General features: G+C 46.0%; 14 protein-coding genes and 1 other RNA gene. 4 read left to right on the top strand and 11 right to left on the bottom strand.

What is annotated here, in order from left to right; genetic code table 11:
* Nucleotides 1-10: 10 nt before the first annotated feature.
* The 11 genes from murG to rsmI all read right to left on the bottom strand — a co-directional run bounded on the left by murG (nt 11) and on the right by rsmI (nt 12387).
* Complete coding sequence (gene murG, locus ACED53_RS13355) at nt 11-1072, bottom strand: undecaprenyldiphospho-muramoylpentapeptide beta-N-acetylglucosaminyltransferase (protein ID WP_017101346.1); 1062 nt, start codon at nt 1070-1072, stop codon at nt 11-13.
* A 12-nt stretch (nt 1073-1084) separates the two neighbouring features.
* Nucleotides 1085-2281, bottom strand: a complete 1197-nt coding sequence (gene ftsW / locus ACED53_RS13350; protein WP_009848956.1) for a cell division protein FtsW — start codon at nt 2279-2281, stop codon at nt 1085-1087.
* Between the two features lie 22 nt (nt 2282-2303).
* Nucleotides 2304-3620, bottom strand: coding sequence for a UDP-N-acetylmuramoyl-L-alanine--D-glutamate ligase (gene murD / locus ACED53_RS13345; RefSeq protein ID WP_017101347.1), 1317 nt, complete (start codon nt 3618-3620; stop codon nt 2304-2306).
* A 57-nt stretch (nt 3621-3677) separates the two neighbouring features.
* Nucleotides 3678-4760, bottom strand: a complete 1083-nt coding sequence (gene mraY, locus ACED53_RS13340) for a phospho-N-acetylmuramoyl-pentapeptide-transferase (protein WP_009848954.1) — start codon at nt 4758-4760, stop codon at nt 3678-3680.
* Nucleotides 4757-6130, bottom strand: a complete 1374-nt coding sequence (murF, locus tag ACED53_RS13335; protein WP_017101348.1) for a UDP-N-acetylmuramoyl-tripeptide--D-alanyl-D-alanine ligase — start codon at nt 6128-6130, stop codon at nt 4757-4759. The genes mraY and murF overlap by 4 nt, the downstream gene beginning before the upstream one ends.
* Nucleotides 6130-7614, bottom strand: coding sequence for a UDP-N-acetylmuramoyl-L-alanyl-D-glutamate--2,6-diaminopimelate ligase (murE, locus tag ACED53_RS13330; RefSeq protein WP_017101349.1), 1485 nt, complete (start codon nt 7612-7614; stop codon nt 6130-6132). Before murE ends, murF begins: the two co-directional genes overlap by 1 nt.
* Nucleotides 7615-7632: 18 nt before the next feature.
* Complete coding sequence (locus ACED53_RS13325) at nt 7633-9390, bottom strand: penicillin-binding transpeptidase domain-containing protein (RefSeq protein WP_009848951.1); 1758 nt, start codon at nt 9388-9390, stop codon at nt 7633-7635.
* Entirely contained in the window at nt 9387-9704 is a 318-nt protein-coding gene (ftsL, locus tag ACED53_RS13320) for a cell division protein FtsL (RefSeq protein ID WP_017098303.1), read from the bottom strand. The genes ACED53_RS13325 and ftsL overlap by 4 nt, the downstream gene beginning before the upstream one ends.
* Before the next feature lie 3 nt (nt 9705-9707).
* On the bottom strand, nt 9708-10658 hold the full coding sequence (gene rsmH, locus ACED53_RS13315) for a 16S rRNA (cytosine(1402)-N(4))-methyltransferase RsmH (RefSeq protein ID WP_009848949.1): 951 nt from the start codon (nt 10656-10658) through the stop codon (nt 9708-9710).
* A gap of 228 nt (nt 10659-10886) precedes the next feature.
* Nucleotides 10887-11326: RNase P RNA component class A (rnpB, locus tag ACED53_RS13310), an RNA gene on the bottom strand.
* 194 nt (nt 11327-11520) lie between these two features.
* A complete protein-coding gene (rsmI, locus tag ACED53_RS13305) occupies nt 11521-12387 on the bottom strand; it encodes a 16S rRNA (cytidine(1402)-2'-O)-methyltransferase (protein ID WP_009848948.1) in 867 nt (288 codons plus the stop codon).
* Nucleotides 12388-12448: 61 nt separating this feature from the next.
* On the opposite strand from rsmI, the gene ACED53_RS13300 reads away from it, so the two are divergent.
* From ACED53_RS13300 to ACED53_RS13285, 4 genes are read left to right on the top strand one after another with little or no spacing between them, the layout of a single operon-like run.
* Complete coding sequence (locus tag ACED53_RS13300; protein WP_017098302.1) at nt 12449-14266, top strand: penicillin-binding protein activator; 1818 nt, start codon at nt 12449-12451, stop codon at nt 14264-14266.
* Nucleotides 14253-14651, top strand: coding sequence for a YraN family protein (locus ACED53_RS13295; protein WP_009848946.1), 399 nt, complete (start codon nt 14253-14255; stop codon nt 14649-14651). The genes ACED53_RS13300 and ACED53_RS13295 overlap by 14 nt, the downstream gene beginning before the upstream one ends.
* A gap of 2 nt (nt 14652-14653) precedes the next feature.
* Nucleotides 14654-15244 carry a phosphoheptose isomerase gene (locus ACED53_RS13290; RefSeq protein ID WP_004729817.1) on the top strand — a complete coding sequence of 197 codons (591 nt, stop codon included), beginning with the start codon at nt 14654-14656 and terminating at the stop codon, nt 15242-15244.
* Nucleotides 15245-15260: 16 nt separating this feature from the next.
* Nucleotides 15261-15866, top strand: a complete 606-nt coding sequence (locus tag ACED53_RS13285) for a BON domain-containing protein (protein ID WP_017098300.1) — start codon at nt 15261-15263, stop codon at nt 15864-15866.
* The last annotated feature ends 118 nt before the right edge of the window (nt 15867-15984 follow it).

Raw genomic sequence — 15984 nt, 5'->3', positions numbered from 1 at the left:
TTCAATCTCATTATTTTGCTAAAGCTTTAATCGCTTCAGCGACAGTCACATCAGCATCAAGCTTGGCGGCTTGACGAGCTTTTGTTGCCATCATTTTTAATTCATTTCTATCAAGCTGCGCGATAGTGTTCGCGAGCTTATCAGCCGTCAGTTGAGGCTGTTCAATCATTAACGCTGCGCCACATTCGACTAAATGATCGGCATTCAACGCTTGTTGTCTGTCTTTGTGCATAAACGGAACGAAAATAGAACCGACACCAGCAGCAGACACTTCAGATACGGTTAATGCACCAGAGCGACACACTAATAGATCTGCCCACTCATAAGCTTGCGCCACATCATCAATAAATTCAGTCACTTGAACATTATCTACAGAATGTGATTTGTATTGTTCAATAACTTGCTGTTGATTGTTCTTACCCGCTTGATGCACCACAGTGAAGCCTTCACCAAGCTGCGCCATCGTTACTGGCAAGGTATCGTTCAGGATTTTTGCGCCCTGGCTACCGCCCATAACCAAGATGCGGATGTCACCATCACGCTCAGCCATGCGTTGCTCGGGGTCAGCTAAGGCAACAACATCTTCGCGTACCGGGTTACCCACCACTTCTGCGGTAGGAAACGCACCAGGAAAAGCTTGGAAAACCTTTTTAGCAATCTTAGACAGCCATTGGTTGGTTAAACCTGCCACTGCATTTTGTTCATGTAGAACCACTGGAATGCCAGATAACCAAGCCGAGATACCACCCGGGCCACTGACGTACCCCCCCATGCCAAGCACCACATCAGGTTGCCATGCTTTAATATGTCGTCTGGCTTGAAGTATGGCATTAATAATCTGGAACGGCGCTTTAATTAATTTACTAACGCCTTGACCACGCAGGCCTTTCACCTTAATGAAGTCGATCTCAATACCATGCTTTGGCACCAGATCCGCTTCCATTCGGTCCGCAGTTCCTAACCAGCGAATTTCCCAACCTTGTTGCTGAAGCTTTTTCGCCACCGCTAACCCAGGGAAAACGTGACCGCCAGTACCACCAGCCATCACTAAAAGTTTTTTGTTTTGTTTCATAACGTTAGATTCTTATTCTACTAATTCGTTTTGATTGTCGGCTTGTTCTTTTTGTTGCACTCGGCATTCATGATCGATACGCAGCAGCATAGAAACCGCTACTGACATCACGATAAGGCTTGAGCCACCGTAACTGATCAGCGGTAAGGTTAACCCCTTGGTCGGAACAATACCTGAAGCGGCACCGACATTAACAAGCGTCTGAAAAGCAAACCAAATACCAATGCCAAACGCCAGATAACCGCTGAACACTTGGTCGTTTTCGAAAGCTTTTTTGCCAATAAAAATAGCTTTAAAAACCAAACTAAAGATCAGCATCAACACTAAGGTTACGCCAACAAAACCCAACTCTTCAGCCAGTACAGCAAAAACAAAATCGGTGTGTGCTTCAGGTAGGTACTCGAGTTTTTGAATTGAATTACCAAGCCCTTGCCCCATCCAATCACCACGACCGAACGCCATCAATGATTGAGTTAGCTGATAACCACTACCAAACGGGTCACTCCAAGGTTCCCAGAATGACGTAACACGTCGAACACGATAAGGCTCAATAACAATCAATCCCACAACGGCAGCAATACCTGCCACCATTAAGGCTATAAATTGTGACAGCTTAGCACCTGCGATAAACAACATGCCAAACAAGGTAACCAACATTACGACAACGGTACCCAAATCGGGCTGGCCAAGTAGCAACACCGCAAAGGCACCGAACACCATGATCGGTTTACCAAAACCACCGAAGAAGGTTTTTCTCACTTCATCCTGTTTACGTACCAAATAGCCCGCCATAAAGATAAACAGAGATAACTTAGCGACTTCAGCAGGTTGTAAGTTAAACAGCCCGAGAGGAATCCAACGTGAGGCACCGTTAACCGACTTACCGACGGCTAACACCACCACTAGCAAAAAGAAGGATAAGCCCAATAGGTACATACTGTATTGAAACCAGCGTTTCATCGGGATTTGTAATATTACGCTGGATACACCTAACGCTAACACCAGGAAAATGGCGTGGCGGAACATGAAGTGAAACGGCTGATCGGTTAAACGAGCACTGATTGGGAACGAAGCCGACGTTACCATTACCAAGCCCGTCAGCATCAGTCCAAGAGCAATCCATACCAACTGACGATCGTAGAGCGCCTCTGGTGTGGCACGGTTAAGCCATTGCCAAATAGATTGATTAATCTCTTTCACTCTTTGCACTGAATGTTAGTCCTTCAACACGTTAGGCATACTCATGAGCAAGTTCAGTGAACGCATCACCTCTCGCCATGAAGTTATTAAATTGATCGAAGCTTGCACATGCAGGAGACAACATCACCATGTCACCCGACACCAATTGTGCAGAGATACTCTCGATAATGTCACGCATGGTATAAAACGTCTTAGCCGATGGATGTAATGGCATAAATTGCGCAGCATCTTCACCGAAGCAACACAGTTGTACGCGGTCTAGTTGCGCCAACACGGGGTTAAGCTCGCTAAAGTCAGCACCTTTGCCCACACCTCCGACTAAGAGATACAAAGTACCTTGGTATTCTAATCCCGACAGAGCCGCTAATGTACTGGCTACGTTGGTCGCTTTCGAGTCGTTAACCCATTTAATTTCGCGTTTGTCAGCCACTACTTGGCAACGATGCGTCAAACCATTGTAGGCTTTCAAAGCTTCAAGACTTTTGCTGTAATCGATACCGACTTGCTTAAGCAGTGCTAAAGAGACTAAAGCATTCGCCACATTATGACGTCCAACCAATGTTAAATCTTGGCTAGGAAGTACAGGCTTGCCGTTGTCCGTTAGCCATTCAGTACCATCAATCGTCGCCACACCAAACTCTTGGTTGTCGAGTCCGAATGTCACTAATGGCATACTGTGGTCAGGATAAGTCTCTTTGTCTTCGCGGTTTACAATCGCGTACTGAGCGTTGTTAAAAATTCTTAATTTGGCGTCACGGTAATCGGCCATGCCTTGATAGCGATCCATATGATCTTCTGACAAGTTCAAAAAGGCCGCCGCTGCAAGGTTTAGACTGGATGTTGTCTCTAGCTGAAAGCTTGAAAGCTCAAGGACATATAAATCAGCATCAAGCTCAAGAAGGTCTAAGGCAGGAATACCGATGTTGCCACCAACACCAACGTTAAGACCAGCAGCCTTTGCAAGTACACCCGTTAGATCGGTCACTGTGCTCTTGCCATTGGAACCCGTGATAGCCACAACAGGTTTGTCTACCGCCCAGCCAAACAGTTCAATATCGCCAACAACCGGAGTTCCCGCTTGAATAACATCTTGTATTTCAGGCGTCGCTAAGGCGATACCTGGGTTAGCAATCACCAAATCAGCTTCCGCTAACCATTGGCTATTCCAACTTCCAGAATGCAGTTCTACCGATTCGGGTAAAGATTCCTTTCCTGGTGGTAGCTCTCGAGTATCAATCACCTTCACATGAGTATGAGGCTGATATTTTACGAGATGTTTAACGACAGAGAGCCCGGTAATACCGAGCCCCACAACCACTACATTTTGAATATTTTGCCAACGTTCCATTTAAACAAGATGCTCTTAATAGTTTTAAAGAGCCTCTAATCAGAGGCTCACATAAGATTAACGAACTTTCAGTGTCGCTAGGCCAACCAGTACTAATACCATTGAGATGATCCAAAAACGCACGATGACACGTGGCTCCGGCCAACCTTTCAGTTCATAATGGTGGTGAATTGGTGCCATGCGGAAAATACGCTGACCGCGCAATTTGTAAGAGCCAACTTGCAGTATCACTGACAAGGTCTCCATTACAAACACACCGCCCATGATAACCAATACCAACTCTTGGCGAACTAACACAGCGATCACACCCAGAGCACCACCAAGCGCTAGTGAGCCAACATCGCCCATGAATACTTGTGCAGGATAAGTATTGAACCATAGAAAACCAAGTCCAGCACCTACGATAGCAGTACATACCACAACCAGCTCGGAGGTGTATGGGATGTATGGAATGTGTAAGTATGACGCAAAGTTAACGTTACCGGTCGCCCAAGCAATTACAGCAAAACCAGCCGCAACCATAACCGTTGGCATAATGGCCAAGCCGTCTAGGCCGTCTGTTAGGTTTACCGCGTTACTGGTTCCCACAATAACAAAGTAAGTTAGTACGATATACAGTAAACCAAGTTGTGGCATCACATCTTTAAAGAAAGGAACAACCAATTGAGTTGCTGCAGTATCGTGCCCGTGAGCATACAGAGCAAACGCCACGACTAACGCAATTGCTGATTGCCAGAAGTACTTCCAGCGAGCGATCAAACCATCGGTGTTCTTACGAACGACTTTACGGTAGTCATCAACAAAGCCAACCGCGCCATAACCAGCAAGTACAACTAATACAGCCCAAACATAAGGATTCGAGAGATCAGCCCACATCAATACCGTAATAATGATCGCAGCAAGGATCATCACACCGCCCATGGTTGGCGTGCCACGTTTGCTGAAATGAGATTCAGGGCCGTCATTACGAACAACTTGGCCAATTTGTAGCATTTGCAGACGCTCAATTAAACGAGGTCCCATCCACAGTGACAGACATAACGCCGTCAAAATACTCGCGATTGCACGAAACGATAAGTATTCGAACAAACGGAAAAAAGAAAAGTGTGGCTGTAGTAGCTCTGCAAGCCAAATTATCATGAAAAGTTCTCCTTTAAAGCAGCGGCTATTTTACTCATTCCTGCACTATTCGCGCCTTTTACCAATAAGGTATGTGACACGCTTTCTGGCAAGCTTAGGTGCTGCTCTATGTGCGCGATCATCGCTTGATGCGTTGTAAAGTGGGTACCATTACAGACCTCACTAATCACCTTGGTATCATCACCGTAAGTAAGTACATACTCAAAAGCGAATGGGGCAGCATATTCACCGACTTGACGGTGAAGTGCAAGGCTTTCATCGCCTAATTCAGCCATATTACCTAAAATTAACCAACGTTGACCTTTGAAGCTCGAGAGTAGCTTCGCTGCCGCCTTCATTGCTGGCACGCTGGCGTTGTAACTGTCATCTATGAGTTTGATATTCTGACTTAATTGTTGAACCTCAACTCGCCCTTTGACAGAGATCAGATTCGCTAAACCATTTTTCACCTCATCAAGCGAGGCTCCAAATTGGATACTCAACGCTGCAGCTGCTAATGCATTCGCTACGTTATGTTGACCGATGATACCAAGCTCAACAAATATGGACCCTTGAGGTGTCTGCATATCAAAGCACGCTTCACCTTGCTCATTGATGCGAATATTCTTGGCAAAATAATCCGCCTTGCTGTCGCTTTCTGAAAATGTCAGCACGCTTTTATCTGCAAGCACGTCATTCCAAAAGTCACCACCGTTGCTCTCTAGATTAACAATAGCAGTATCATCAGCAGCAAGCCCCTGAAAGATTTCACCTTTCGCTTGTTTCACACCATTGATAGACCCAAAGCCTTCTAAGTGCGCTGCAGCTACGTTATTAACTAACGCCACCTGTGGTTTCACAAGCTGCGTGGTATAGGCAATTTCACCAATGTGGTTCGCGCCCAGTTCTATCACGGCATAGTCGTCATTTGCTTCACTGCGCAGCAAGGTTAATGGCACTCCAATATCATTATTGAAGTTACCTGCGGTAAACAACACCTTGCCACGTTGCTGCAGAATGCTTGCCACCATCTCTTTAACCGTCGTTTTACCACAACTGCCTGTAATCGCCATGGTTGGCACGTCACACTGTTTGTGGATCCAAGCACTTAGCTGACCTAAAGCAAGTTTAGTGTCTTCAACAACCACCTGAGTAATATTTAGGTCAAGTTTTCGTTCGACTAACAACGCGCTCGCATTAGCTTCTACCGCTTGATGACAAAAGTCATGCGCATCAAAACGCTCGCCAACAAGAGCAACAAACAGTGCACCCTCTTCAACGGTTCGAGTGTCAGTAGAAACCGCATTAATAACACTATTGCTCGACTTGCCAGCCTCAATCAGCTGACCGCTCACCGCTGAACAAATCTGCTCGAGTGATACATCAATCATTATGAAATACCTAAAAGTTGTAGCGCAGACTCTCGATCTGAGTAATGGATCGTTTCGTCTTTCAATACTTGGTAATCCTCATGGCCTTTACCAGCCAAAAGAATAATGTCATTACAGCCGGCCTGTTCTAGGGCAAACTTAACCGCTTGATAGCGATCGTGCTCGACGAATGCAGATTCTGGTTCGCTTAAGCCAGCTAGCATGTCTTTAACAATCAGTGCAGGATCTTCGCTGCGAGGGTTGTCATCTGAAATAATAATTTTGTCGGCGAACTGCTCTGCCGTTACCGCCATCATTGGGCGCTTACCTGTGTCGCGATCGCCACCACAGCCGAAGATAGCCCACAGCTTTCCAGAGCAGTGTACACGCAGTGCAGCCAATGCTTTTTCTAGAGCATCTGGCGTGTGCGCGTAATCGACAACGACTTTTGCTTTGCTCGGAACTTGAAACAGTTCCATACGACCAATAACAGGTTGAAGCTGAGACGCGGTGTCGACCAAGGTTTGCTTGTCGATACCCAATGAAAGCAAAGTCGCGAAAGCAACCAGTACGTTTGATGCGTTGAACTGACCAATCAATGGAACCGAAAGATCACCTTGCCCCCAGCTACCATCGAAAGAGAGCTTAATCCCAGTTTCTGCATAGGCGACATCAGATGCCCACACCGACTGTTGGTAATCAGACAACGGAAGCAATGAAACAGCTATTGCATTGGACAAATCTGCCATCCACGCTTTGCCGACTTCATCATCCACATTGATCACTGCATGTTTGCATTTGTGTTGAGTAAACAGGCTTTTCTTAGCCAATGCGTACTCTTCCATCGTGCCGTGGTAATCAAGGTGATCACGACTCAAGTTAGTGAACACACCAACCTCAAAATCCAACGCTTTTACTCGGCCTTGAACCAAACCATGAGAAGAGATTTCCATCGCGGTATAAACTGCACTTTCCTCAGCCAACTCGCTCAGTGTGCGTTGTATTTCAATCGCGCTGCCTGTGGTATTAGCCGCTGTTTTTAGGTTATCTAAGAAGCCATTACCCGTGGTGCCCATTACCGCCGAACGCTGGCCGACCAAATCAAGCCACTGAACAATCAATTGGGTGATGGTGGTTTTGCCATTGGTACCGGTAACACCAATCAACTTAGTCGCTTGAGAAGAATAAACTCGGCCAGCCAGTTCAGAGAGAATTGAATTTAGCTCAGATACATAAACAACAGGAACAGCATTTAACCACTCAACCAAGCCATGAGTTTTGTCATCACTCGCTTGTGCAATGACAGCTTTCGCACCTTGAGCGACGGCTTTGTCGATAAAGCGACGACCATCAATGGCATGTCCAACAATGGCAACAAAAATATCGCCTTCCTTGATGGTACGGCTATCCAACTCCAATTGCTCAACAGCAATCGCATCTAGCTCAAGTGAACTAAAGTCCCCCCAAGGAGAAAGTAAAGATGACAGCGTGAGGCTATTACTCATATTGAATCCTGATTGGCTCTATTCTTGAAACTTGTTTTCATCAGCAGGGACATTGAGTATTTGCAGTGCCCCCTTCATGATTTCAGAAAAAACGGGGGCAGCAACTGAACCACCATAGTAAAGGTCACCTTGCGGCTCATTGACTACGACAACCAGAGCTACTCTTGGATCGCTGACTGGAGCAAAACCCGACGTTATAGCAATATACTCATCACTATAGCCACCCGCAGCGGCTTTCCGAGATGTACCCGTTTTTGCCGCAACTCGATAACCCGGAACAGCGGCTCTGGTTGCCGTTCCGCCCTTTTGAGTCACGCCTTCTAACATTTGCAATACCATCTCTGCATTTTCACGTTTGATGATCTGCTTTGAGAAGTCTTGGTCGTTGCTTTTAATGATATGAATCGGTTCATACATGCCTTTGTTGGCTAACGTTGCATAAGCATGAGCCAACTGAAGCGGGGTCACAGATAAGCCATAACCAAACGATAGCGTCGCGATTTCGAACTTAGACCAACGGCGACGGTTAGGGAAAATACCACTCGTTTCACCCACGAGATTTAGCCCAGACATTTCGCCTAAACCAACCGAACTGTACATACCAAGTAACGCTTCAAGTGGCATATCAAGCGCTAATTTCGCCACGCCGATGTTACTTGATTTTTTAAGGATCAAGGCTAAATCAGCCTTGCCCACTTTAGAGGTATCACGTACTCGGCTACCTCCAATTTGCATGATGCCATTACCTGTATCAATAATAGATTTCGCATCAGCTGTACCATTTTCTAATGCGGCGAGCACCACAAAAGGTTTCACTGTTGAGCCAGGCTCCATAGCATCGGTCAGCACGCGGTTTCGCATTTTAAAGCTTTGTAAATCAGAGCGGTTGTTCGGGTTGTAAGACGGTGCATTGACCATGGCTAACACAGCGCCCGTTTTCACATCGAGTAATACTGCAGAGCCTGAGGTCGCTTTATGATCGGCCACCGCTTGCTTAATCGCTCGATAGGCTATCGCCTGCAGTCGTTGATCGATGGTGAGTTCTAGTGGTTTGCCTTCTTCGCGTTCTTCTAACGCAATGTTTTCGACAACGCGTCCGTAGCGGTCTTTACGAATCGTTCGCTTGCCTGCTTCGCCCGTAAGCCATTTATCGTAACTGCGTTCAACCCCTTCCAGGCCGTGCCCATCAATTCCGGTCACACCGATAAGGTGTGCACTGACTTCACCAGCAGGGTAGTAACGTCGAGATTCCGCTTTCAGGCCCACACCCACCAGCTTAAGTTCACGGATATACTTAGCCATCGCAGGGCTAACTTGTCTTTGTAGATAAATAAATCGACGGGATTTGTTGCTAGATATCTTATCGATCATCGATTGTCGCTGTAGGCCAAGTACATCGGCTAACGCATACCAACGATCAATCTGGGCCATACCATTTTTATCGAAAATCGTTTTTGGGTCGGCCCATACAGCTTCAACGGGAACACTCACAGCAAGCGGCTCGCCATTGCGGTCAGAGATAATACCGCGAGCAGAAGGAATAGCCTTAACACGCACTGAGCGAAGATCGCCCTGACGAATTAAGTTATCGGGTTCAATGATTTGGATGTAAGCCACACGGCCAACGAGTGCAGCAAAGGCTAGAAACACGAAAGCAATAACAACGTTGAAACGCCATTTAATAAGAATTGGATCCGAATCCTTTTCGCTCTTCACTCGCTCTTTCGTTGATTCATTAACGGTTTTTGCGGGTGTTTTTTCCTTTTTACCGGTCATTTCAGTGTGATCACAACTTCTTTGTCGGAGTCTGGACGTTTCATGTCTAGCTCTCTTTTTGCCGATGCTTGAACGCGGCTGTGTTCTGCTAGCGCCGTCTCTTCAAGCATTAAATTTCGCCACTCATCATCAAGTTGTTCCCGCTCCACCAATGCCATGTCTTTTTGCGTAATCGCCTGACGTGATACATGTGTCGTAAGAACGACCCCCATCGCACTCGCAAAGATGCAGATAAGAAGCCCCAATGGGACTTTACCCACGGAGAGCAAATCAAAAAAGATTATCTTGGCTAAGTTGGGTTTGGAGGTCTTCATTGACTATAGCTTTTCTGCGATTCGTAGTACTGAACTACGCGAACGAGTATTCTCATCCACTTCATCTTTAGAAGGCTTGATTGCTTTACCAATTGGTTTCAGATCGGCACTGCCTAGCGCTTTGATCTGCTCTTCAGTTAGTGGCAGGCCATGTGGTACTTGCGGTCCTTGGCTCTCTTTACGTATAAAGCGCTTCACCATACGGTCTTCAAGCGAGTGGAAACTGATAACAGAGATACGACCTTGAGGAGCAAGGATGCTTGCCGCGCCTTTCAGTGCGGTATCGATCTCTTCTAGTTCACTGTTAATGTAGATACGGAATGCTTGGAAAGCACGTGTTGCTGGGTGTTTTTTCTCTTTGAAGCTTTTTGGAGCGACATCAGAGATAAGCTTAGCCAGTTGACCAGTGCGCGTTAGCGGTTCGTTCTCTTCATTCTCTTGATAAGCAATGATGCCTTTCGCGATACGACGAGCGTGTTTGTCTTCACCGAACTCACGAATAACCCATGTGATGTCATCAAGATCAGCTTCAACCAACCACTGAGAAACAGGAATGCCGGTTGTTGGATCCATACGCATATCAAGCGGGCCATCTTTCATAAAGCTAAAGCCACGTTCAGCATCATCCAGCTGTGGTGAAGAGACACCTAAATCCAGCAATACGCCATCCACTTGACCGACTAAGTCATAACGCTCTGCATATTCAGCCATACCTGAGAACGGGCCGTGAATAATCGTAAAACGAGGGTCATCAATCTTTTGTGCTTCGGCAATCGCTTGTGGATCGCGGTCGATACTAAAGAGTCTTCCATTCTCGCCCAGTTTAGACAGGATTGTACGGCTGTGACCACCACGGCCAAAAGTACCATCGATATAGGTACCGTCAGGTTTGATCGCAAGTCCGTCAATAGATTCGTTAAGCAATACTGAAATATGTTTGAATGCTTCTGTCATAGTCTTCTCAGTGAATGGATTGAGCCATTAGTTCGGCAATAATATGTTCTATTAACGTTTTAGTTTACTGATTTCACGCCGTATCTCCACCATATTGTGTATAGGCTTTGGGAATTTTTGACCCAAGCTCATATCAAGATGATGGATTCTAAGGAAATCTAAATAATTAACGTCAATATAAAGCAAAAAACCCATCACTACCGTTAAGTAATGATGGGTTCTTTATATAGGTGGAGTTGACACATACGCCGGGTTCTGTTCCGCTTGCGCGGCGGTAACCATTCGTCTAGGCCTGCAATCGCTCACAGGCTCAAGCAATCTACCCGCCCTCATACGCGAGCAGCGCAATGCGAGGGCCTATTTGATCTTGCTCCGGGTGGAGTTTACCTTGCTACGAACTGTTGCCAGTCGCACGGTGCGCTCTTACCGCACCCTTTCAGCCTTACCTGTGCCTCTTCCGAAGAAATGAGGCCATCGGCGGTCTTCTCTCTGCTGCACTTGTCGTGGGCTCGCGCCCCCCAGACGTTATCTGGCACCCTGCTCTATGGAGCCCGGACGTTCCTCCCCTCTACCAGTCTCCCGAAGGACTTCAACGTCAGTTTCCCGAAGGACCTCAACGTCAGTCTCCCGAAGGACATCAGCAAAGCAGCGATTACCCGTTCAACTCCGAGGGCGGATTGTATAGAGATTAGTGTGCAGTGTCTAGCGAGATCACAAATATGCTGCAAACCATTAAGCAAGTGCACGAATTTCACACAATCCAAGCACAAAAAAGGAGCGACGGTATTACCATCACTCCTCACAAGCTTTTCAATACAGGTTAGCTACTCTATAAATAGGTATCTAGTCTATAAAGAGCTATCTAGTTGTCTAGATGCTCTAAGCCCCATTTGTATAAAGCGTTCTTTTTCAGATTGTAGATTTCTGCCGTCATCGCCGCTGCTTTTTTAAGTGGCAGTTCTTTGGTTAGAATACCCAGCGTGCGAGTCGCTTCGTCTGGCAACTCTGTGCTCGCTTCTTCACGGTGACCGTGAATTAGCAATACCATCTCACCGCGTTTACGGTTTGCGTCTTCTTCAATCCACTCAATAAGTTCACCAAGTGGCAGACCTTGGATGGTTTCGAAGGTTTTGGTTAGCTCACGCGCCAACACAACCTCACGGTCAGGGCCTAAGATCTCTAGCATGTCTTGTAGAGAGTCCGTAATACGGTGCGGAGATTCGTAGAAGATACACGTGCGTTCTGCTTTTGCGATCTCTAAGAACTTGTCTTTACGACCTTTGCTCTTTGGCGGTAAGAAACCTTCAAAGCTGAAACGATCAGACGGCAAACCAGACGCACTTAGTGCGGTAATCACAGCACAAGCACCAGGAAGTGGCACAACTCTCACACCCGCTTGACGACATTGTGAGACAAGATGGTAACCTGGATCACTGATTAAAGGAGTACCCGCATCAGAGACTAATGCGATAGACTGACCTTCTAATAACCTTTCGACTAGAACTTGTGCTTTAGTTTGTTCATTATGATCATGTAAAGCGAACGTTCTGGTTGATATATTGAAGTGAGCAAGCAGCTTACCCGTGTGGCGTGTGTCTTCGGCTGCAATAACATCGACACTTGATAAAATTTCAATTGCTCTTTGAGTGATATCTCCCAAATTTCCGATTGGGGTTGGCACAATATAGAGAGTTGGGCTCTCTGTGAGCAAGGTTTTGTTATCTGTCATTTGTTTACCATCACTTCAACGATTAATATAGATACAAATTTATACGGAATTTAAAGAACTCATGGCAACGATGAACCATAAGAGACTCAGTGTACCACGCTTACTCACTCCAATTGCATTAGCAATTACATTGGCGGCTTGTTCTTCAGGTCCTCAAGCACCAACGCGTGTTGATATTACACTAGATCCAGCGCAATCAACTGAAAGTTACATGATGCAGGCGGATAGTAGCAAAGGAAGTCTACAAAACGACTGGTTAATCATGGCGCTTAAGGCTTCTGTGCAAGCTGGAAAAACCGATCAAGCGACTCTGCTGATCAAACGCTTAGCCAAACAAGAGCTGAGTGAAGTTCAACAAGCAGAATGGCAACTAGCTCGCGCTCAACTGCTGGTGAATAACTCGCAACCACAGCAAGCGTACAGCCAACTGAACTTTCAACCTTGGTGGAAGCTTCCGAACGAGCAATGGAAAGATTATCACGAGCTACGCGCCAACATTTCCGAAATACAGAATGAATATTTCGAAGCGAGCCGTGAGTTAGTCCTTTATTCTGAATATCTGGACGCTAGCGACGAAAGCCAACAGCAAACGGCCGACCGTATTTGGCAGAACCTGAATAGCTACTCTCAATACGAGATTCTAGAACTGAAAACATCGCCGACAGAAGATGTGCTTTCAGGTTGGTTGCAACTGGCTATCTACATGAAGACGCTGAATTCGAACCTTCCAAACCTACAGGAAACCCTGACTGATTGGTTGGCAGAGAATCCTCAGCACCCTGCGGCTACTTACACACCTCAAGCGATCACCGACATATTAGCGTTAGAAATCAGCAAACCAACCAGCACTGCGCTACTGCTGCCGCTAACAGGTAAGTACGGTAAGCAAGCACAACTTGTGCGTGATGGTTTCATCTTTGCGATGATGAATGACAAAGAGCGTGAAGAAGATGCAACGTTGACCGTAATGGATACCAACGTACAAAGTGCCGCTGAAATTAAAGCGAAACTGGAAGAGAATAACGTTGATTTCATCGTTGGCCCTCTGATTAAGAGCAATATCACTAAGCTTCAACAAGCGCAGAAAAACCACGAAAACTCGATTCCAGCATTAGCTCTTAATATTCCAACTCAGCTAGAACCAGATACTAATATTTGTTATCTCGCTTTATCGCCAGAACAAGAAGTCGCTCAGGCTGCGAAACACCTTTTTGCACAAGGCTATAAGTACCCACTTATTCTTGCACCCAAAGGACGCTTAGGTGACCGCGTTAAGCAAGCATTTAACGAAGAGTGGCAGAAATACAGCAACAACGACGTTGCAATCAGCTTCTTCTCTGACAAACGCCAACTGCAGCGTAATGTGAATCAGATTTTCGGTTTACAAGAGAGCCAACAACGTATCGCTCAAATGGATGGGCTACTTAACCTAGACCTAGAAACAGAGCCACGCAGTCGTCGTGATATCGATTCTGTCTACATTGTCGCTAAGAACTCAGAGCTAACACTCATCAAACCCTTCATTGAAGTTGCAATTAACCCTGATGCTAGCCAACCTGCACTGTTTTCAAACTCACGCAGCAACAGCGGTGACAAGCAATATGAAGACCTAACGGGTGTCTTCTACAGCGATATCCCGCTATTAGTCGAGAACAAAAACGAGCTTAACAAAGCGCTTAATGACCTATGGCCTTCACACTCGAACAGCCAAAAGCGTCTACAAGCTCTAGGAATGGATGCATACTATCTAATGGATGCACTACCACAGATGAAAGCCGTACAAGATTACAGCATTACAGGTGAAACCGGCGTATTAACCATCGACAACAACTGTGTGGTTCAACGTGAAATCAGCTGGGCAGAGCATGGGGCTTTTTAGCCGTAAGTTCCTATCCAAGCCAACAATCACCCACAAACAAGTGGGTGATAAATACGAGACCGTGGCAAAGAATTATTTAGTTCGCCACGGTTTATCGTTAATTGAAGAAAACTTCATAGCAAAGTGTGGCGAAATTGATCTTATAATGCGCCATAACAATACGGTTGTGTTTACTGAGGTAAAATACCGCAAGCAAACACGCTACGGACATGCCGCTGAAATGGTGACAGCCAAAAAGTCACAAAAGCTACTCAAAACAGCCAATGTTTGGCTTATGCAGCAAGGCTTGTCGGTACACTCTACAGATTACAGGTTTGATATCATTGCCATCGAAGGGCCGAATGACACTATCGACTGGATTCAAAACGCGATTACCCAAGGATAAACATGCTAGACAGCATCAAAGAAAGTTTTACAGAAAGTATTCAAATCCAAATTGCGGCGGCAGAAGCTCTGCCAGACGCAATCACGCATGCCGCTCAAGCAATGGTTGCAACCCTGCTTAACGGAAACAAGATTCTTTGTTGTGGTAACGGTGGTTCGGCATCGAATGCTCAGCAATTTGTCTCTTGCCTACTTAATCGCTTTGAAACCGAGCGTCCTAGCCTTCCAGCAATGGCTCTCACTGCTGATAACACCACACTAACGGCGGTGGCAAACGACTACCACTACGAAGAGATCTTCTCTAAGCAAGTGCGCGCGTTTGGTCAAACTGGCGATATTTTACTGGCTATATCTACTAGTGGTAACAGTAAAAATATCATCAAAGCAATGGAAGCTGCGGTAACACGTGATATGACAATCATCGCCTTTACTGGTAAAGATGGTGGTGAAATGGCTGGCCTGCTTGGTGAGCACGATGTAGAAATTCGTATTCCCTCACACCGTACAGCACGTATCCACGAAGTACACATGGTGACACTACACTGCTTATGTGACCTAATCGATCAAGTACTCTTCCCAGCTCACGAAGAGTGATATACGGAGCATCACGATGAAATCATTAACTTCTATGAAGCTGCTTAAGCTGATTAGTGTTTCGCTACTTACACTGTCGTTATCTGGTTGTGCTGGTCTTTTCATTGCTGGTGCAGCAACTACTGCAAATCTAGTCACAGATACACGAACCACCAAAGAGATTTGGAGCGACAACAATATCGAATTTGAAGTTGCAGCTATGACCAATAAACCGCCATTTCGCGGCAATGTCAGTATCACAGCAAGCTCTTACCGTGGTTCAGTAGTTCTGATGGGGCAAGCAACGACAGATGCTGAACGTCGTGCTTTTGAAAGCCAAGCTAAAGCAGTAACGGGAGTTGAAAGTATACACAACCAGATCCGAGTGAAAGAGCCACTGTCTGTTAGTGCTATCAGCAAAGACAGTTGGATTACCACTAAAGTGAAGTCTGCCCTACTTGCCAAGTCTGAGCTTAACGGTATCAAAGTCAAAGTCATTACTGAAGATTCAGAAGTATTTCTGCTTGGATTAGTTTCTCGGGAACACGCTGATATCGCGACAGAAGTTGCGCGTAATATCTCTGGTGTGAAGCAGGTGATTCGAGCGTTTGAATATGGTGAAGATGACAATTCGGTAAACTAACGCCCTCTGAATTTACTCAGCTAACTTAGCTGCTTATTAGCTGGTTGGTTGGCTGGTAAAGCCTAACGAAATGAATCAGATTAATAAAAGTCAGTTAGCACAAAAAGAAAAAGCAGCG

The sequence above is a fragment of the Vibrio sp. 1F169 genome (genome assembly GCF_041439605.1).
GTDB lineage: Bacteria > Pseudomonadota > Gammaproteobacteria > Enterobacterales > Vibrionaceae > Vibrio > Vibrio tasmaniensis_A.
Note: the sequence above shows the minus strand (reverse complement) of the source record. Positions and strands in the feature narration are given on the sequence as shown.